General features: G+C 65.3%; 13 protein-coding genes and 1 tRNA gene. All 14 read left to right on the top strand.

The window, feature by feature from the left end; translation table 11 throughout:
• The first annotated feature begins 7 nt into the window (after positions 1-7).
• The 14 genes from tuf (CSC70_RS11885) to tuf (CSC70_RS11820) all read left to right on the top strand — a co-directional run bounded on the left by tuf (CSC70_RS11885) (position 8) and on the right by tuf (CSC70_RS11820) (position 18,373).
• A complete protein-coding gene (tuf, locus tag CSC70_RS11885) occupies positions 8-1,198 on the top strand; it encodes an elongation factor Tu (protein WP_162456834.1) in 1,191 nt (396 codons plus the stop codon).
• Positions 1,199-1,368: 170 nt separating this feature from the next.
• A tRNA-Trp gene (locus CSC70_RS11880) sits at positions 1,369-1,444 on the top strand.
• A 52-nt stretch (positions 1,445-1,496) separates the two neighbouring features.
• On the top strand, positions 1,497-1,895 hold the full coding sequence (gene secE / locus CSC70_RS11875) for a preprotein translocase subunit SecE (protein ID WP_162456833.1): 399 nt from the start codon (positions 1,497-1,499) through the stop codon (positions 1,893-1,895).
• Between the two features lie 13 nt (positions 1,896-1,908).
• Complete coding sequence (nusG, locus tag CSC70_RS11870) at positions 1,909-2,466, top strand: transcription termination/antitermination protein NusG (protein ID WP_162456832.1); 558 nt, start codon at positions 1,909-1,911, stop codon at positions 2,464-2,466.
• Positions 2,467-2,561: 95 nt separating this feature from the next.
• Entirely contained in the window at positions 2,562-2,990 is a 429-nt protein-coding gene (rplK, locus tag CSC70_RS11865) for a 50S ribosomal protein L11 (RefSeq protein WP_162456831.1), read from the top strand.
• 4 nt (positions 2,991-2,994) lie between these two features.
• Entirely contained in the window at positions 2,995-3,693 is a 699-nt protein-coding gene (gene rplA, locus CSC70_RS11860) for a 50S ribosomal protein L1 (protein WP_162456830.1), read from the top strand.
• A gap of 368 nt (positions 3,694-4,061) precedes the next feature.
• Positions 4,062-4,586 (top strand): 50S ribosomal protein L10, encoded by a 525-nt coding sequence (gene rplJ / locus CSC70_RS11855; protein ID WP_162456829.1) that lies wholly within the window; start codon positions 4,062-4,064, stop codon positions 4,584-4,586.
• A gap of 68 nt (positions 4,587-4,654) precedes the next feature.
• A complete protein-coding gene (rplL, locus tag CSC70_RS11850; protein WP_162456828.1) occupies positions 4,655-5,035 on the top strand; it encodes a 50S ribosomal protein L7/L12 in 381 nt (126 codons plus the stop codon).
• Positions 5,036-5,289: 254 nt separating this feature from the next.
• A complete protein-coding gene (gene rpoB, locus CSC70_RS11845; RefSeq protein WP_162456827.1) occupies positions 5,290-9,444 on the top strand; it encodes a DNA-directed RNA polymerase subunit beta in 4,155 nt (1,384 codons plus the stop codon).
• Positions 9,445-9,530: 86 nt separating this feature from the next.
• A complete protein-coding gene (rpoC, locus tag CSC70_RS11840) occupies positions 9,531-13,757 on the top strand; it encodes a DNA-directed RNA polymerase subunit beta' (protein ID WP_162456826.1) in 4,227 nt (1,408 codons plus the stop codon).
• A gap of 225 nt (positions 13,758-13,982) precedes the next feature.
• A complete protein-coding gene (gene rpsL, locus CSC70_RS11835) occupies positions 13,983-14,357 on the top strand; it encodes a 30S ribosomal protein S12 (protein WP_162456825.1) in 375 nt (124 codons plus the stop codon).
• A gap of 13 nt (positions 14,358-14,370) precedes the next feature.
• Positions 14,371-14,838: a 30S ribosomal protein S7 gene (gene rpsG / locus CSC70_RS11830; protein WP_162456824.1), complete on the top strand. Its 468-nt coding sequence runs from the start codon at positions 14,371-14,373 to the stop codon at positions 14,836-14,838.
• Positions 14,839-15,015: 177 nt separating this feature from the next.
• Positions 15,016-17,106, top strand: a complete 2,091-nt coding sequence (gene fusA, locus CSC70_RS11825; RefSeq protein ID WP_162456823.1) for an elongation factor G — start codon at positions 15,016-15,018, stop codon at positions 17,104-17,106.
• A gap of 76 nt (positions 17,107-17,182) precedes the next feature.
• Positions 17,183-18,373, top strand: coding sequence for an elongation factor Tu (gene tuf, locus CSC70_RS11820; protein WP_162456822.1), 1,191 nt, complete (start codon positions 17,183-17,185; stop codon positions 18,371-18,373).
• The last annotated feature ends 241 nt before the right edge of the window (positions 18,374-18,614 follow it).

Raw genomic sequence — 18,614 nt, 5'->3', positions numbered from 1 at the left:
AGCAGCCATGGCAAAGGGTAAGTTTGAGCGCACCAAGCCCCACGTGAACGTGGGCACGATTGGTCACGTGGACCACGGCAAGACGACGCTGACGGCGGCGCTGACGAAGATTGGCGCGGAACGCTTTGGCGGCGAGTTCAAGGCGTACGACGCGATTGACGCGGCGCCGGAAGAGAAGGCGCGCGGGATCACGATTTCGACCGCGCACGTGGAATACGAATCGGACACGCGCCATTACGCGCACGTGGACTGCCCGGGCCACGCCGACTACGTGAAGAACATGATTACCGGTGCGGCGCAGATGGACGGCGCGATTCTGGTGTGCTCGGCCGCGGACGGCCCGATGCCGCAGACCCGCGAGCACATCCTGCTGGCCCGCCAGGTGGGCGTGCCGTACATCGTGGTGTTCCTGAACAAGGCCGACATGGTGGACGACGCCGAGCTGCTGGAGCTGGTGGAGATGGAAGTCCGCGAACTGCTGAGCAAGTACGAGTTCCCGGGCGACGACACCCCGATCATCAAGGGGTCGGCGCTGAAGGCGCTGGAAGGCGACCAGTCGGAGATCGGCGTGCCGGCGATCATTCAGCTGGTGGACGCGCTGGACAGCTGGATCCCGACGCCGGAGCGCGACGTGGACAAGCCGTTCCTGATGCCGGTGGAAGACGTGTTCAGCATCTCGGGCCGCGGCACGGTGGTGACCGGGCGCATCGAGCGCGGGATCATCAAGGTGGGCGACGAAATCGAGATCGTGGGTATTCGTCCGACCACCAAGACCACGGTGACCGGTGTGGAGATGTTCCGCAAGCTGCTGGACCAGGGCCAGGCGGGCGACAATGCCGGCCTGCTGCTGCGCGGCACCAAGCGTGACGAAGTGGAGCGTGGTCAGGTGCTGGCCAAGCCGGGCACGATCACCCCGCACACCGAGTTCGAGGCGGAGGTGTACGTACTGTCGAAGGACGAGGGCGGCCGTCACACGCCGTTCTTCAAGGGTTACCGTCCGCAGTTCTACTTCCGCACGACGGACATCACCGGCGCGGTGACGCTGCCGGAGGGCACCGAGATGGTGATGCCGGGCGACAACGTGAAGATGGTGGTGCAGCTGATCAACCCGGTGGCGATGGACGAGGGTCTGCGCTTCGCGATTCGCGAAGGTGGCCGGACCGTCGGCGCCGGCGTGGTGGCCAAAATCATCAAGTGACGTCCTGATCGGGCAGGCATTGCCTGTCCGGCTTTGTCAGGCCGTCATCCCCGAGTGTTCCTGTCGGGGATCCATGGCTTGATGAGGCAACAAGGGCGGACCGGAACCTCGGTCCGCCTTCGCCGTCTAAGGGAACTCCCGGCGACGGCGGCGTTGGCAACACGAAATACACGCCAGTAGCTCAATTGGCAGAGCAGCGGTCTCCAAAACCGCAGGTTGGGGGTTCGAGTCCCTCCTGGCGTGCCAGGTTCCCCCGCGAGGGACGAGCCGGGCGATTACCTACAGAGCGACAGACAACTTGAACAGCAAGGCCGAACAATCCAAATCCGACGCCGTCTCGGCGGGCGACATCGCCAAGTACGTGCTGGCGATGGCGCTGGTCGTGGGCGGGCTGGTGGCCTGGTGGTGGTTCGACGGCCAGTGGGCCACGCCGCTGCGTTCGCTGGCAGTCGCCGCGGGCCTGGTGCTGGGCGCGCTGGTGTTCGCGACCAGCGCCAAGGGCCGCGATACCCGCGCGTTCCTGGCCGAGTCGCGTTTCGAACTGCGCAAGGTAGTCTGGCCGACCCGCCAGGAAGCCATGCGCATGACCTGGGTGGTGGTGCTCGTGGTGATCATCATCAGCCTGTTCCTGTCCGGCGTGGATCTGCTCATCAAGTGGCTGATCGAGATGTTCCTCAGCTTCGGCCGCGGTGCGTAAGGAGTAATTCGTAGTGAAGCGTTGGTACGTGGTACACGCCTATTCGGGATTCGAAAAGTCGGTGGCGCAGGCGCTGCGCGACCGCATCGCCCGTGACGGCATGCAGGACAAGTTCGGCGACGTGCTGGTCCCGACCGAGGAAGTGGTGGAGATGCGCTCCGGCCAGAAACGCCGTTCCGAGCGCAAGTTCTTCCCCGGCTACGTGCTGGTGCAGATCGAGACCCACGACGAGTCCGGCATTCCGCGGATGGACAACGAAAGCTGGCATCTGGTCAAGGAAACCTCCAAGGTGCTGGGCTTCATCGGCGGCACCGCCGACCGTCCGCTGCCGATCCGCGACGAGGAAGCGGCCGCCATCCTCGACCGCGTGCAGGAAGGCGTGGAGAAGCCCAAGCCGAAGGTGCTGTTCGAGCCGGGCCAGATGGTGCGCGTCACCGACGGCCCGTTCAACGACTTCAACGGCGTGGTCGAGGAAGTCAATTACGAAAAGAGCCGCCTGCGTGTGGCGGTGCTGATTTTCGGTCGTTCCACCCCGGTCGAGCTCGAGTTCGGCCAGGTGGAGAAGGCCTGAAGGCGGGCGCGGCGTTTGCCGCGTCTTAACTTAGCGAGAGGAGGAGTCCCGCAGCCGCATGGCGTGCAGACGTTCGAACTCCAGGAGTCAAAGCAATGGCAAAGAAAGTCATCGGCTACATCAAGTTGCAGATCAAGGCCGGTCAGGCCAATCCGTCGCCGCCGGTCGGCCCGGCGCTGGGCCAGCGCGGCCTGAACATCATGGAATTCTGCAAGGCGTTCAACGCCGCCACGCAGAAAATGGAGCCGGGTCTGCCGATTCCGACCGTGATCACCGCGTACTCGGACCGCACCTTCACCTTCATCACCAAGACGCCGCCGGCGAGCGTGCTGCTGAAGAAGGCGGTTGGCATCCAGTCCGGTTCCAAGCGCCCGAACACCGAAAAGGTGGGCAAGGTCACCCGCAAGCAGCTCGAGGACATCGCCAAGGCGAAGGAACCCGACCTGACCGCGGCCGACCTGGACGCGGCAGTGCGCACCATCGCGGGTTCGGCCCGTTCGATGGGTCTGACGGTGGAGGGCTGAGATCATGGCAATGAACAAGCGACAGAAGGCCATCCTGGCCGCAGTGACCCCGGGCAAGGTCTACGCCATTGACGAGGCGCTGAATATCATCAAGACCGCGACCAAGTCCAAGTTCGTCGAGTCCGTCGACGTGGCCGTGCGCCTGGGCGTGGACGCCAAGAAGTCCGACCAGCAGGTGCGCGGCTCCACCGTGCTGCCGGCCGGTACCGGCAAGAGCGTGCGCGTGGCGGTGTTCGTCCCGGCGGGCGCCAAGGCCGACGAGGCCCTGGCTGCCGGCGCCGACGTGGTCGGCATGGACGACCTGGCCGAGAAGATGCAGGGCGGCGACCTGAACTACGACGTGGTCATCGCCACCCCGGACGCGATGCGCGTGGTCGGCAAGCTGGGTACGGTGCTGGGCCCGCGCGGCCTGATGCCGAACCCGAAGGTCGGTACCGTGTCGCCGAACCCGGCCGAGGCGGTCAAGAACGCCAAGTCGGGCCAGGTGCGTTACCGCACCGACAAGGCCGGCATCATCCACTGCACCATCGGCAAGGCGGACTTCGACGACGAGTCGTTGAAGACCAACTTGCAGGCGCTGCTCGCCGATCTGGTCAAGGCCAAGCCGGCCACCTCCAAGGGTACCTACCTGCAGAAGGTGTCGATCAGCTCGACGATGGGCCCGGGCGTCACCGTGGATCAGTCCACGCTGGCCCTGAAGTAAGTAACAAGAATTGCAAAGTCGGTGTCGCGCTGAATTGCGGCACCGCGAAATTTTGAGGGCATCGCAACGGGGGCAACCCCGGCGCGGGGCCGTCAAAGACCGCAGGTGCGGTCAGCGCGTATCGGCGACGGGCAGGGAAGCTCGGAATGGCACGGAGTCGCCGCCGGTACCAGCGGGATCGCCTAATCGGATTTCCGGATCCGGCCTGCGTAGATGGTTGCCGACCCTCCAGAAGACATGCAGGACCGTCTGGAAACGGCCACCACCCGGAAAGCCTTCGGGCTTTCCCGGCACTGAGGGAACGGTGCCGCTCAAGGCCCGCACGCGGCAGGAGCCGCAAGCGGAACGAAGTAGTAAGGAGGAGTGCAATGGCGCTAAATCTGTCCCAAAAGCAGGAAGTCGTTGCCGAACTGGCCGAGGTCGCCGGCAAGGCGCACTCGCTGGTTGCCGCCGATTACGCGGGGTTGACCGTGGAGCAGTTCACGGACCTGCGCAAGAAGGCCCGCCAGGCCGGCGTGTACTTGAAAGTAGCCAAGAACACGCTGGTCTCGCGCGCAGTGGAGAACACCGATTACGCGGTCGTCAAGGACGCGCTGACCGGTCCGCTGCTGTACGCCTTTTCGCAGGAAGACCCCGGTGCCGCCGGCCGCCTGATCAAGGACTTCGCCAAGACCGCCGACAAGCTGAAGCCGCGTCTGGTTTCGTTGGGTGGGCAGATGTATCCGGGATCCCATGTGGATGTCCTGGCTTCGCTGCCGACCCGCGAGCAGGCGCTGACCATGCTGGTCAGCATGATCGCCCAGCCGGCGACCATGCTTGCGCGCGTCCTGGCCGAGCCGGCCGCCTCGACCGCCCGCGTGATCAACGCGGTCGGCCAGAGCAAGGCCGCTTGAGTCCGAGAAGGTTCGCGACAACTTCCATTTGAAGCTGTTTCCAAACTAGTCAATTTGAGGTAATCACAATGTCCCTTTCCAACGAAGAAATCCTGGAAGCCATCGGCAGCAAGACCCTCGTCGAGGTGATGGAGCTGGTCAAGGCTTTCGAAGAAAAGTTCGGCGTGTCCGCCGCCGCTCCGGTGGCCGTGGCTGCCGGTCCGGCCGCTGCCGGCGGTGGCGCTGCCGCTGCCGAAGAGCAGACCGAGTTCACCGTCGTGCTGAAGTCGGCCGGCGAGAAGAAGGTCGAAGTCATCAAGGTTGTCCGCGGCATCACCGGCCTGGGTCTGAAGGAAGCCAAGGACCTGACCGAAGCCGGCGGCACCGTGAAGGAAGGCGCGTCCAAGGAAGAAGCCGACAAGATCAAGAAGGATCTGGAAGCGGCCGGCGCCTCGGTCGAAGTCAAGTAAGCGTTGTACGTCGCCAGTTGATCGGCGGCAACCGGAGCCGGGGGCGAAAGCCCCTGGCTTTCGGCGTTGTAGCGGCGGTGCGGGCTACCCCCTGTGTCGCACGCATGAAATCCAGAGTTGGTAGTTGGAAGTAGCAACAGAAGGCGTGCTGGTGCCGGCAATACCAGCGACTTCCAACTGACAGTTCCATCGTTAGCCAGACATGTTCCCCCCGGACCGCGCCGCGCGGTTCCGCACGCCAGAGGCACAGCCACATGACGACATACTCGTTCACGGAAAAGAAGCGCATCCGCAAGGATTTCGGCAAGCAGCGCTCGATCCTGGAAGTCCCGTTCCTGCTCGCGATCCAGGTCGATTCCTATCGCGAATTCCTGCAGGAAAACGTGGAACCGGCCAAGCGCGCCGACCACGGCCTGCACGCCGCGCTGAAGTCGGTGTTCCCCATTTCCAGCTACAGCGGCAATGCGGCGCTGGAGTATGTCGGCTACAAGCTGGGCGAGCCGGTGTTCGACGAGCGCGAATGCCGCAACCGCGGCCTGTCCTACGGCGCGCCGCTGCGCGTGACCGTGCGCCTGGTGATCTACGACCGCGAGTCGTCGACCAAGGCGATCAAGTACGTGAAGGAGCAGGAGGTCTATCTGGGCGAAATCCCGCTGATGACCGACAACGGCACCTTCATCGTCAACGGCACCGAGCGGGTCATCGTCTCGCAGCTGCACCGTTCGCCGGGCGTGTTCTTCGACCACGACCGCGGCAAGACCCACAGCTCGGGCAAGCTGCTGTACAGCGCCCGCATCATCCCCTACCGCGGCTCGTGGCTGGACTTCGAGTTCGACCCGAAGGACGCGCTGTTCACCCGCATCGACCGCCGCCGCAAGCTGCCGGTCAGCATCCTGCTGCGCGGGCTGGGCTACTCCAACGAGGAGATGCTCAACGAGTTCTTCGACATCAACACCTTCCATATCCTGCCCGAAGGCGTGCAGCTGGAGCTGGTGCCCGAGCGCCTGCGCGGCGAAACCCTGAACTTCGATCTGGCCGACGGCGACAAGGTCATCGTCGAGGCCGGCAAGCGCATCACCGCCCGCCACGTGCGCCAGCTGGAGCAGTCCGGCATCGCCGCGCTGGCGGTGCCGGACGACTACCTGGTCGGTCGCATCCTGTCGCACGACGTGGTCGACGCGGCTACCGGCGAGCTGCTGGCCAATGCCAACGACGAAATCAGCGAAGAGCAGCTGGCCGCCTTCCGCAAGGCCGGCATCGAAGTGCTGGGCACGCTGTGGGTCAACGACCTGGACCGCGGCCCGTACCTGTCCAATACACTGCGCATCGATCCGACCAAGACCCAGCTGGAAGCGCTGGTCGAGATCTACCGCATGATGCGTCCGGGCGAGCCGCCGACCAAGGACGCCGCGCAGAACCTGTTCCACAACCTGTTCTTCACCTTCGACCGCTACGACCTGTCGGCGGTCGGTCGGATGAAGTTCAACCGCCGGGTGGGCCGCAAGGAGGTCACCGGCGCATCCGTGCTGTACGACGCCAAGTACTATGCCGAGCGCAAGGACGAAGAGTCGGTCAGGCTGCGCGAAGAGTTCGGCGCCACCTCCGACATCCTGGAAGTGATCAAGGTCCTGACCGAGATCCGCAACGGCCGCGGCGTGGTCGACGACATCGACCACCTCGGCAACCGCCGCGTGCGGTCGGTCGGCGAAATGGCCGAGAACGTGTTCCGCGTCGGCCTGGTCCGGGTCGAGCGCGCGGTCAAGGAGCGCCTGTCGATGGCCGAGTCCGAAGGCCTGACCCCGCAGGAGCTGATCAACGCCAAACCGGTGGCCGCCGCGATCAAGGAGTTCTTCGGCTCCTCGCAGCTGTCGCAGTTCATGGACCAGAACAACCCGCTGTCGGAAGTGACCCACAAGCGTCGCGTGTCGGCGCTGGGGCCGGGCGGCCTGACCCGCGAGCGCGCCGGCTTCGAAGTGCGCGACGTGCACCCGACCCATTATGGCCGCGTCTGCACCATCGAGACCCCGGAAGGCCCGAACATCGGCCTGATCAACTCGCTGGCCGTGTACGCGCGCACCAACCGCTACGGTTTCCTGGAGACGCCGTATCGCAAGGTGGCCGACGGCAAGATCACCGACGAGATCGAATACCTGTCGGCGATCGAGGAGAACGAGTACGTCATCGCCCAGGCCAACGCGATCCACGACGCTTCCGGCAAGCTGACCGAACAGTACGTTCCCTGCCGCTACCAGGGCGAGTCGCTGCTCAAGCCGCCGGCCGAAGTCCACTACATGGACGTCTCGCCGATGCAGACCGTGTCGATCGCGGCCGCACTGGTGCCGTTCCTGGAGCACGACGACGCCAACCGCGCGCTGATGGGTGCCAACATGCAGCGCCAGGCGGTGCCGACGCTGCGTGCGCAGAAGCCGCTGGTCGGTACCGGCATCGAGCGCGCGGTGGCGCGCGACTCGGGCGTGACCGTCAACGCGCGCCGCGGCGGCGTGATCGAGCAGATCGACGCCGGCCGCATCGTGGTCAAGGCAAACGAGGACGAGATCGTCGGCGAGCACGATGCCGGCGTGGATATCTACTCGCTGATCAAGTACACCCGTTCCAACCAGAACACCTGCATCAACCAGCGTCCGCTGGTCAACGTGGGCGATGTGGTCGCGCGCGGCGACGTGCTGGCCGACGGTCCGTCGACCGACATCGGCGAGCTGGCGCTGGGCCAGAACATGCTGGTCGCGTTCATGCCTTGGAACGGCTACAACTTCGAGGACTCGATCCTGCTGTCCGAGCGGGTGGTGGAGGAAGATCGCTACACCACCATCCACATCGAAGAACTGACCGTGCAGGCGCGCGACACCAAGCTGGGGCCGGAGGAAATTTCCGCCGACATCCCCAACGTGTCGGAAAGCGCGCTGAACCGCCTCGACGAGTCCGGCGTGGTCTACATCGGAGCCGAAGTGCGTGCCGGCGACATCCTGGTCGGCAAGGTCACGCCGAAGGGCGAGAGCCAGCTGACCCCGGAAGAGAAGCTGCTGCGCGCGATCTTCGGCGAGAAGGCCTCGGACGTGAAGGACAGTTCGCTGCGCGTGCCCCCGGGCATGGATGGCGTGGTCATCGACGTCCAGGTGTTCACCCGTGACGGCATCGAGAAGGACAAGCGCGCCCGCCAGATCGAGGACAACGAGATCAAGCGGGTCAAGAAGGACTTCGACGACCAGTTCCGCATCCTGGAAAGCGCCATCTACGCCCGCCTGCGTTCGCAGATCGTCGGCAAGGTGGCCAACGGCGGCGCCGGCCTGAAGAAGGGCGACACCGTCAGCGACGCCTTCCTTGACGGGTTGGCCAAGGCCGACTGGTTCTCGATCCGGATGAAGGACGAGGACGCTTCCGAGGCGATCGAGCGCGCACAGAAGCAGATTCAGGCGCACGAGAAGGAATTCGAGCGTCGCTTCGCCGACAAGCGCGCCAAGATCACCCAGGGCGACGACCTGGCTCCGGGCGTGTTGAAGATGGTCAAGGTGTTCCTGGCCGTGAAGCGCCGCATCCAGCCGGGCGACAAGATGGCCGGCCGCCACGGCAACAAGGGCGTGGTGTCTCGCATCGTCCCGGTCGAGGACATGCCGTACATGGACAACGGCGAGACCGTGGACATCGTGCTGAACCCGCTGGGCGTGCCTTCGCGCATGAACATCGGCCAGATCCTGGAAGTGCATCTGGGCTGGGCCGCCAAGGGCCTGGGCCAGAAGATCCAGCGCATGCTCGACGCCCAGGCCGCGGTCAAGGACCTGCGCGAGTTCCTCGGCCAGATCTACAACCACGACGGCAAGGTGGCTGGCGAGCAGCGCGTCGATCTGTCGCAGTTCAGTGACCAGGAACTGGTCACGCTGGCGAAGAACCTGACCGACGGCGTGCCGATGGCCACTCCGGTGTTCGACGGCGCCGCCGAGACCGAGATCAAGCAGATGCTGGCTCTGGCCGAACTGCCGAGCAGCGGCCAGACCATGCTGTTCGACGGTCGCACCGGCGAGGCGTTCGATCGTCCGGTGACGGTGGGCTACATGCACATGCTGAAGCTGAACCATCTGGTCGACGACAAGATGCACGCGCGCTCGACCGGCCCGTACTCGCTGGTCACCCAGCAGCCGCTGGGCGGCAAGGCGCAGTTCGGCGGCCAGCGTTTCGGCGAAATGGAAGTCTGGGCGCTGGAAGCCTACGGCGCGGCGCACACCCTGCAGGAAATGCTGACGGTCAAGTCGGACGACGTGCAGGGCCGCAACCAGATGTACAAGAACATCGTCGACGGCGAGCACGAGATGGTCGCCGGCATGCCGGAGTCCTTCAATGTGCTGGTGAAGGAAATTCGCTCGCTGGCTATCAACATGGAGCTGGAAGACAACTGAGGATGCGCGCGCGGATTTCGCATCCGCGCGCGTTCCGATGACGCCGACCCGCCCCTGACGAAGATTCCTCCTGACGGAGAAACACAATGAAAGATCTGCTCAACCTGTTCAACCAGCAGCGCCCGACGCTCGATTTCGACGCGATCAAGATCGCGCTGGCTTCGCCCGACCTGGTGCGCTCGTGGTCCTTTGGCGAAGTGAAGAAGCCGGAAACCATCAACTACCGCACTTTCAAGCCCGAGCGCGACGGCCTGTTCTGCGCCGCCATCTTCGGCCCGACCAAGGACTACGAGTGCCTGTGCGGCAAGTACAAGCGCATGAAGCACCGCGGCGTGGTCTGCGAGAAGTGCGGCACCGAGGTGACTCTGGCCAAGGTGCGCCGCGAGCGCATGGGCCACATCGACCTGGCCAGCCCGGTCGCGCACATCTGGTTCCTGAAGTCGCTGCCCTCGCGCATCGGCCTGATGCTGGACATGACCCTGCGCGACATCGAGCGCGTGCTGTACTTCGAAGCCTTCGTGGTCACCGAACCGGGCCTGACCCCGCTCGAGCGCCGCCAGCTGCTGACCGAAGAGCAGTACCTGCAGGCGCGCCAGGAGCACGGCGAGGACTTCGAAGCGGCGATGGGCGCCGAGGCGGTCTACGACCTGCTGCGCACCATCGACCTGCAATCGGAGATGGTCAACCTGCGCGAGGAGATCGCCAGCACCGGTTCCGAGACCAAGCTCAAGCGCCTGACCAAGCGGATCAAGCTGGTCGAAGCCTTCCTGGAGTCGGGCAACCGTCCGGAATGGATGATCATGACCGTGCTGCCGGTGCTGCCGCCGGATCTGCGTCCGCTGGTGCCGCTGGACGGCGGCCGCTTCGCGACCTCGGATCTGAACGACCTGTACCGCCGCGTCATCAACCGCAACAACCGTCTGCGTCGCCTGCTTGAGCTGAACGCGCCCGACATCATCGTGCGCAACGAGAAGCGCATGCTGCAGGAATCGGTCGATGCGCTGATGGACAACGGCCGTCGCGGCCGCGCCATCACCGGCACCAACAAGCGCCCGCTGAAGTCGCTGGCCGACATGATCAAGGGCAAGCAGGGCCGCTTCCGCCAGAACCTGCTAGGCAAGCGCGTCGACTACTCGGGCCGTTCGGTGATCGTGGTCGGTCCGACCCTGCGCCTGCACGAGTGCGGCCTGCCGAAGAAGATGGCGCTGGAGCTGTTCAAGCCGTTCGTGTTTGCCAAGCTGCAGCGTCGCGGCCTGGCCACCACCATCAAGGCGGCCAAGAAGCTGGTCGAGCGCGAGGAAGGCGAGGTCTGGGACATCCTGGAAGAAGTCATCCGCGAGCATCCAGTGTTGCTGAACCGCGCGCCGACCCTGCACCGCCTGGGCATCCAGGCGTTCGAGCCGGTGCTGATCGAAGGCAAGGCGATCCAGCTGCACCCGCTGGTCTGTACCGCCTTCAACGCCGACTTCGACGGTGACCAGATGGCCGTGCACGTGCCGCTGTCGCTGGAAGCGCAGCTGGAAGCGCGTGCGCTGATGATGTCCTCCAACAACATCCTGTCGCCGGCCAACGGCGAGCCGATCATCGTGCCGTCGCAGGACGTGGTGCTGGGTCTGTACTACATGACCCGCGCGCTGGAGAACAAGAAGGGCGAGGGCATGGCGTTCGCCAACATCGCCGAGGTCAAGCGTGCCTACGACAACCGTGCGGTCGAGCTGCACGCCAAGGTCAAGGTGCGCATCACCGAGACGGTGACCGACGATGACGGCAACAAGCAGAAGAAGGCCTCGATCATCGACACCACGATCGGCCGTGCGCTGCTGGCCGAGATCCTGCCGGAAGGGCTGCCGTTCGAGCTGGCCAACACCGAGCTGACCAAGAAGAACATCAGCCGCCTGATCAACTCCAGCTACCGCATGCTGGGGCTGAAGGACACCGTGGTGTTCGCCGACAAGCTGATGTACACCGGCTTCGCCTACGCGACCCGCGCCGGCGTCTCGATCGGCATCGACGACATGCTGATCCCGCCGGAGAAGAAGGACATCCTGGGCGAAGCCGAACAGGAAGTGCTGGAGATCCAGGAGCAGTACCAGAGCGGCCTGGTCACCGGCGGCGAGCGCTACAACAAGGTGGTCGACATCTGGTCGCGTACCAACGAGCGCATCGCCAAGGCGATGATGGACGCGATCGGCACCGACAAGGTGGACAACGCCAAGGGCGAGACCGTCGCCCAGAAGTCGATGAACTCGCTGTACATCATGGCCGACTCGGGCGCCCGCGGTTCGCAGGCACAGATCCGCCAGTTGGCCGGCATGCGCGGCCTGATGGCGCGCCCGGACGGTTCGATCATCGAGACCCCGATCAAGGCCAACTTCCGCGAAGGCCTGAACGTGCAGGAGTACTTCAACTCCACCCACGGCGCGCGCAAGGGCCTGGCCGATACCGCGCTGAAGACCGCCAACTCCGGTTACCTGACCCGTCGCCTGGTCGACGTGGCGCAGGACGTGGTGATCACCGAGAACGACTGCGGCACCCGCGAGGGGCTGACCATGACCCCGATCGTCGAAGGCGGCGACGTGGTCGAGCCGCTGAAGGACCGGGTGCTGGGGCGGATCGTGTCCGAGGACGTGTTCCTGCCCGGCGACGACGAGGATCCCATCGTCACCCGCAACACCCTGCTGGACGAGGCATGGGTGCAGAAGCTGGAAGATGCCGGCGTGCAGTCGGTGAAGGTGCGTTCCACCATCACCTGCGAATCGCAGTTCGGCGTCTGCGCGCACTGCTACGGCCGTGATCTGGCCCGCGGTCATCTGGTCAACATCGGCGAGGCGGTCGGCGTGATCGCCGCGCAGTCGATCGGCGAGCCGGGCACCCAGCTGACCATGCGTACCTTCCATATCGGCGGCGCGGCTTCGCGTGCGGCGGCGGTCGACAACGTCACCGTCAAGACCACCGGTACGGTCAAGTTCAACAACCTGAAGTCGGTCGAGCACGCCCAGGGCACCCTGGTCGCGGTATCGCGCTCGGGCGAGGTCTCGGTGCTGGACAGCCACGGCCGCGAGCGCGAGCGCTACAAGCTGCCGTACGGCGCCACCATTTCCGCCAACGACGGCGACGCGGTCAAGGCCGGCCAGACCGTGGCCAACTGGGATCCGCACAACCACCCGATCGTGTCGGAAGTGGCGGGCTTCATCCGCTTCGTCGATTTTGTCGACGGCGTCACCGTCATCGAGAAGACCGACGAGCTGACCGGCCTGGCTTCGCGCGAGATCACCGATCCGAAGCGTCGCGGCTCGCAGGCCAAGGACCTGCGCCCGATCGTGCGCATCGTCGACAAGGCCGGCAACGACCTCAACATCCCGGGCACCGACCTGCCGGCGCAGTACCTGCTGCCGCCGCGCTCGATCGTGAACCTGCAGGACGGCGCGCCGGTCGGCGTGGGCGACGTGGTCGCCAAGATCCCGCAGGAGGCGTCCAAGACCCGTGACATCACCGGCGGTCTGCCGCGCGTGGCCGACCTGTTCGAGGCGCGCAAGCCGAAGGACCCGGCGGTGCTGGCCGAGCGCTCCGGCGTGGTCAGCTTCGGCAAGGACACCAAGGGCAAGCAGCGCCTGATCATCAAGGATCCGGAAGGCAACGAGCACGAGGAGCTGATCCCGAAGTACCGGGCCATCACCGTGTTCGAAGGCGAGCACGTGACCAAGGGCGAAACCGTGGTCGATGGCGAGCCGAGCCCGCAGGACATCCTGCGCCTGCTGGGCGTGGAACCGCTGGCGGCCTATCTGGTCAAGGAAATCCAGGACGTGTACCGCCTGCAGGGCGTGAAGATCAACGACAAGCACATCGAGGTCATCACCCGGCAGATGCTGCGCAAGGTCGAGATCACCGACGCCGGCAACAGCAAGTTCCTGGCCGGCGAGCAGGTCGAGAAGCAGCGCCTGATCGAGGAAAACGCCAAGCTGGTCGGCCGCAACGAATTGCCGGCCGGCTACGCCCCGGTCCTGCTGGGCATCACCAAGGCTTCGCTGGCGACCGAGTCGTTCATTTCCGCGGCCTCGTTCCAGGAGACCACCCGCGTGCTGACCGAGGCGGCCGTCCGCGGTACCCGCGACAACCTGCGCGGGCTGAAGGAGAACGTGATCGTTGGCCGCCTGATCCCGGCCGGTACCGGACTGGCGTATCACAACCAGCGCCGTCGCAATGCTTCCGGCCTGACCGAGGCCGAGGTCGAGGCGCTGGCCGGACCCGCCACCAGCGAACCGGTGGCGGATGCCGAAGTCTCGGCCGAGGCTGAGACTGGCGCCGGCGAGTAAGTCGTTCCAGCCCGGCGGCCACGGCCGCCGGGATCGCAAGACGAAATGAGGCGCAGGACGCGCCTCGTGTTCGGGCCCGGGAAGGGCCGGGCTGGCGGAAACCGTTGCTTGACCGTGTTTTCGCTTGCCAGCTATACTCTCCTGTCTCGGCAGGCCGGCTTACGGCCTGCCGTCGTTTTCACGCGCAGGGCCGCTCGGCCTTGCCTTCCAAACAGAAGCACAAAGATGGCAACGATCAACCAGCTGGTTCGCAAGCCGCGCCAGGCCGCGACCTACAAGAGCGCCTCGCCGGCGCTGGACAAGTGCCCGCAGCGTCGCGGCGTGTGCACGCGCGTCTACACCACCACCCCGAAGAAGCCGAACTCGGCCCTGCGCAAGGTGGCCAAGGTGCGCCTGACCAACCAGGAAGAGGTCATCAGCTACATCGGTGGCGAAGGGCACAACCTGCAGGAGCACTCCGTGGTCCTGATCCGCGGTGGCCGCGTCAAGGACCTGCCGGGTGTGCGTTACCACACCGTGCGCGGTTCGCTCGACGCCGCCGGCGTCGCCAAGCGCAAGCAGGCCCGTTCGAAGTACGGCGCCAAGCGCCCGAAAGCCTAAGGAAACATAAGTCATGTCGCGTAAAGGTTCCGCCCCCCAGCGTACCGTCCTGCCCGATCCCAAGCACGGCAGCCAGGTCATCGCCCGCTTCATCAACATGGTGATGCTGAGCGGCAAGAAGTCGGTCGCCGAGTCCATCGTCTACGGCGCCATGGACGTGATCGGCGAAAAGAACGACAACGCCCTCGAGCTGGTCGAGAAGGCGCTGGACAACGTCTCTCCGACCGTCGAGGTCAAGTCGCGCCGCGTCGGCGGCGCCACCTACCAGGTGCCGGTCGAAGTCCGCGCCTCGCGCCGCACCGCGCTGGCGATGCGCTGGGTCATCGAGTCGGCGCGCAAGCGCGGCGAGAATTCGATGCCGCGCAAGCTGGCGGCCGAGCTGCTGGATGCTTCCGAGAATCGCGGCGGCGCGATCAAGAAGCGTGAAGAAACCCACCGCATGGCGGAGGCGAACAAGGCGTTCGCCCACTATCGCTGGTGACCTGATGGCCCCTTGATTTCCACGGGGGCCGACAGCACCTCAGGGTGCCCCGCGGCCGACAGGTCGCGGACCGGAACCGAAGGCCGCCGCGAGGCGGCTTCGGCCATGTAAACCGCGAGCATTCCTCGCAGCCGTCGGCGCTCCGGCGCCCCGGCGACAACAGCCGAGATACCCACCGTGGCCCGTACTACTCCCATCGAGCGTTACCGCAACTTCGGCATCATGGCCCACATCGACGCGGGCAAGACCACCACGTCCGAGCGCATCCTGTTCTACACCGGCGTCAGCCACAAGATCGGTGAAGTGCACGACGGCGCCGCCGTGATGGACTGGATGGAGCAGGAGCAGGAGCGCGGCATCACCATCACCTCGGCCGCCACCACGGCCTTCTGGAAGGGCATGGACCAGTCCATGCCGGAGCACCGCTTCAACATCATCGACACCCCCGGCCACGTCGACTTCACCATCGAGGTTGAGCGTTCGCTACGCGTGCTCGATGGCGCGGTGTTCGTGCTGTGCGCCGTCGGCGGCGTGCAGCCGCAGTCCGAGACCGTGTGGCGCCAGGCCAACAAGTACCGTGTGCCGCGTCTGGCCTTCGTCAACAAGATGGACCGCACCGGCGCCAACTTCGACAAGGTCGTCGAGCAGCTGAAGTCGCGCCTGGGCGCGTACCCGGTGCCGATGCAGGTGCCGGTCGGCGCCGAGGACGGCTTCGAGGGCGTGATCGACCTGGTCAAGATGAAGGCGATCCACTGGGATCCCTCCTCGCAGGGCACCAAGTTCGAGTACCGCGACATTCCCGCCGAACTGGCCGACAAGTCTGCGGAGGCGCGCAGCTTCATGGTCGAGGCCGCGGCCGAAGCCAGCGAAGAGCTGATGGACAAGTACCTGAACGAAGGCGACCTGAGCGAGGCCGACATCCTGGCCGGCCTGCGCGACCGCACCCTGAAGACCGAGGTCATCCCGGTCTACTGCGGCAGCGCGTTCAAGAACAAGGGCGTGCAGGCCATGCTCGACGGCGTGATCCAGTTGCTGCCGTCGCCGGTGGACGTGCCGCCGGTGCAGGGTGTCGACGAAAACGAGAAGGAAGCGACCCGCAAGTCGGCCGACTCCGAGCCGTTCTCCGCGCTGGCGTTCAAGATCATGACCGATCCGTTTGTCGGCTCGCTGACCTTCTTCCGCGTCTACTCCGGTGTACTCGCTTCCGGCGACCAGGTCTACAACCCGGTCAAGCTGAAGAAGGAGCGCGTGGGCCGCATCCTGCAGATGCACTCCAATAACCGCGAAGAAATCAAGGAAGTGCGTGCCGGCGACATCGCCGCGGCGGTCGGCCTGAAGGACGTCACCACCGGCGACACCCTGTGCGCGCAGGACAACGTGATCACCCTGGAGCGCATGGTGTTTCCGGATCCGGTGATCTCGATGGCGGTCGAGCCGAAGACCAAGTCCGACCAGGAAAAGATGGGCCTGGCGCTGGGTCGCCTGGCCCAGGAAGACCCGTCGTTCCGCGTGCGGACCGACGAGGAGTCCGGGCAGACCATCATTTCCGGCATGGGCGAGCTGCACCTGGAAATCCTGGTTGACCGCATGAAGCGCGAGTTCAACGTGGAGGCCAATGTCGGCAAGCCGCAGGTGGCCTACCGCGAAACCATCCGCAACAAGGTCAAGCAGGAAGGCAAGTTCGTTCGCCAGTCCGGTGGTCGCGGCCAGTACGGCCATATCGTCATCGAGATGGAACCGCAGGATCGTGGCGGCGGCTTCGTCTACGAGAGCGCGATCGTCGGCGGCGTGGTGCCGAAGGAATACGTGGCGGCGGCGGGCAAGGGTATCGAGGAAGCGATGCGCACCGGCCCGCTGGCCGGGTTCCCGGTGGTCGATCTCAAGATCACCGCCGTGGATGGTTCCTTCCACGACGTGGACTCCAACGAAATGGCGTTCAAGGTCGCCGGCTCGATGGCGTTCAAGGAAGCTTTCGGCAAGGCCGGTCCGGTGCTGCTGGAGCCGATGATGAAGGTCGAGATCGTTACCCCGGAAGACTATCTGGGCGACGTGATGGGCGACGTCAGCCGCCGTCGCGGCATCCTGCAGGGCCAGGACGACAGCCCGTCCGGCAAGGTGATCAACGCGATGGTGCCGCTGGGCGAGATGTTCGGTTACGCCACCACCCTGCGTTCGATGTCGCAAGGTCGCGCCACCTTCTCGATGGAGTTCGACCACTACGCCGAAGCGCCGGCGAACATCGCCGAAGCGGTGATGAAGAAGAACTGATCGCCCCGGGATCCGGGGGCGACCGCCTCCGGTTCCCGATTCCCCAATTCCGAATCAAAGTACAGAGGTAGCAGCCATGGCAAAGGGTAAGTTTGAGCGCACCAAGCCCCACGTGAACGTGGGCACGATTGGTCACGTGGACCACGGCAAGACGACGCTGACGGCGGCGCTGACGAAGATTGGCGCGGAACGCTTTGGCGGCGAGTTCAAGGCGTACGACGCGATTGACGCGGCGCCGGAAGAGAAGGCGCGCGGGATCACGATTTCGACCGCGCACGTGGAATACGAATCGGACACGCGCCATTACGCGCACGTGGACTGCCCGGGCCACGCCGACTACGTGAAGAACATGATCACCGGTGCGGCGCAGATGGACGGCGCGATTCTGGTGTGCTCGGCCGCGGACGGCCCGATGCCGCAGACCCGCGAGCACATCCTGCTGGCCCGCCAGGTGGGCGTGCCGTACATCGTGGTGTTCCTGAACAAGGCCGACATGGTGGACGACGCCGAGCTGCTGGAGCTGGTGGAGATGGAAGTCCGCGAACTGCTGAGCAAGTACGAGTTCCCGGGCGACGACACCCCGATCATCAAGGGCTCGGCGCTGAAGGCGCTGGAAGGCGACCAGTCGGAGATCGGCGTGCCGGCGATCATTCAGCTGGTGGACGCGCTGGACAGCTGGATCCCGACGCCGGAGCGCGCCGTGGACAAGCCGTTCCTGATGCCGGTGGAAGACGTGTTCAGCATCTCGGGCCGCGGTACGGTGGTGACCGGGCGCATCGAGCGCGGGATCATCAAGGTGGGCGACGAAATCGAGATCGTGGGTATTCGTCCGACCACCAAGACCACGGTGACCGGTGTGGAGATGTTCCGCAAGCTGCTGGACCAGGGCCAGGCGGGCGACAATGCCGGCCTGCTGCTGCGCGGCACCAAGCGTGACGAAGTGGAGCGTGGTCAGGTGCTGGCCAAGCCGGGCACGATCACCCCGCACACCGAGTTCGAGGCGGAGGTGTACGTACTGTCGAAGGACGAGGGCGGCCGTCACACGCCGTTCTTCAAGGGTTACCGTCCGCAGTTCTACTTCCGCACGACGGACATCACCGGCGCGGTGACGCTGCCGGAGGGCACCGAGATGGTGATGCCGGGCGACAACGTGAAGATGGTGGTGCAGCTGATCAACCCGGTGGCGATGGACGAGGGTCTGCGCTTCGCGATTCGCGAAGGTGGCCGGACCGTCGGCGCCGGCGTGGTGGCCAAAATCATCAAGTGACGTAACGGCGCGTCCGCGCTGCGGCGCGGGCGCAGGCCGAATGGCCGCCTCCCTTGCGAAAGCGGGGAGGCGACCGGGCCCGCAAGGGCCGGGCGGGCAGTCCTGGGAGGCTGTCGGCCATGACCGCGAAAAGAGGTGCAGGAAGCGCCTCGTGTTCGCCAGACCGGGAAGTCGCGTGAACGCCTGAGACGGCCACGGCCGTCATTTGGCTCGCCCTGTTGTTGACGGGGGCGATAACGCG

The organism is Pseudoxanthomonas kalamensis DSM 18571 (genome assembly GCF_010211745.1).
Taxonomy (GTDB): domain Bacteria; phylum Pseudomonadota; class Gammaproteobacteria; order Xanthomonadales; family Xanthomonadaceae; genus Pseudoxanthomonas_A; species Pseudoxanthomonas_A kalamensis.
This window is presented reverse-complemented; position numbering and strand designations above follow the sequence as displayed.

What these genes read in the sequence shown, in the direction of transcription:
- tuf (WP_162456834.1), top strand. Translation starts at nt 8, where the DNA reads ATGGCAAAGGGTAAGTTTGAGCGCACCAAGCCCCACGTGAACGTGGGC.
- rplK (WP_162456831.1), top strand. Translation starts at nt 2,562, where the DNA reads ATGGCAAAGAAAGTCATCGGCTACATCAAGTTGCAGATCAAGGCCGGT.
- rplA (WP_162456830.1), top strand. Translation starts at nt 2,995, where the DNA reads ATGGCAATGAACAAGCGACAGAAGGCCATCCTGGCCGCAGTGACCCCG.
- rplJ (WP_162456829.1), top strand. Translation starts at nt 4,062, where the DNA reads ATGGCGCTAAATCTGTCCCAAAAGCAGGAAGTCGTTGCCGAACTGGCC.
- rplL (WP_162456828.1), top strand. Translation starts at nt 4,655, where the DNA reads ATGTCCCTTTCCAACGAAGAAATCCTGGAAGCCATCGGCAGCAAGACC.
- rpoB (WP_162456827.1), top strand. Translation starts at nt 5,290, where the DNA reads ATGACGACATACTCGTTCACGGAAAAGAAGCGCATCCGCAAGGATTTC.
- rpoC (WP_162456826.1), top strand. Translation starts at nt 9,531, where the DNA reads ATGAAAGATCTGCTCAACCTGTTCAACCAGCAGCGCCCGACGCTCGAT.
- rpsL (WP_162456825.1), top strand. Translation starts at nt 13,983, where the DNA reads ATGGCAACGATCAACCAGCTGGTTCGCAAGCCGCGCCAGGCCGCGACC.
- rpsG (WP_162456824.1), top strand. Translation starts at nt 14,371, where the DNA reads ATGTCGCGTAAAGGTTCCGCCCCCCAGCGTACCGTCCTGCCCGATCCC.
- tuf (WP_162456822.1), top strand. Translation starts at nt 17,183, where the DNA reads ATGGCAAAGGGTAAGTTTGAGCGCACCAAGCCCCACGTGAACGTGGGC.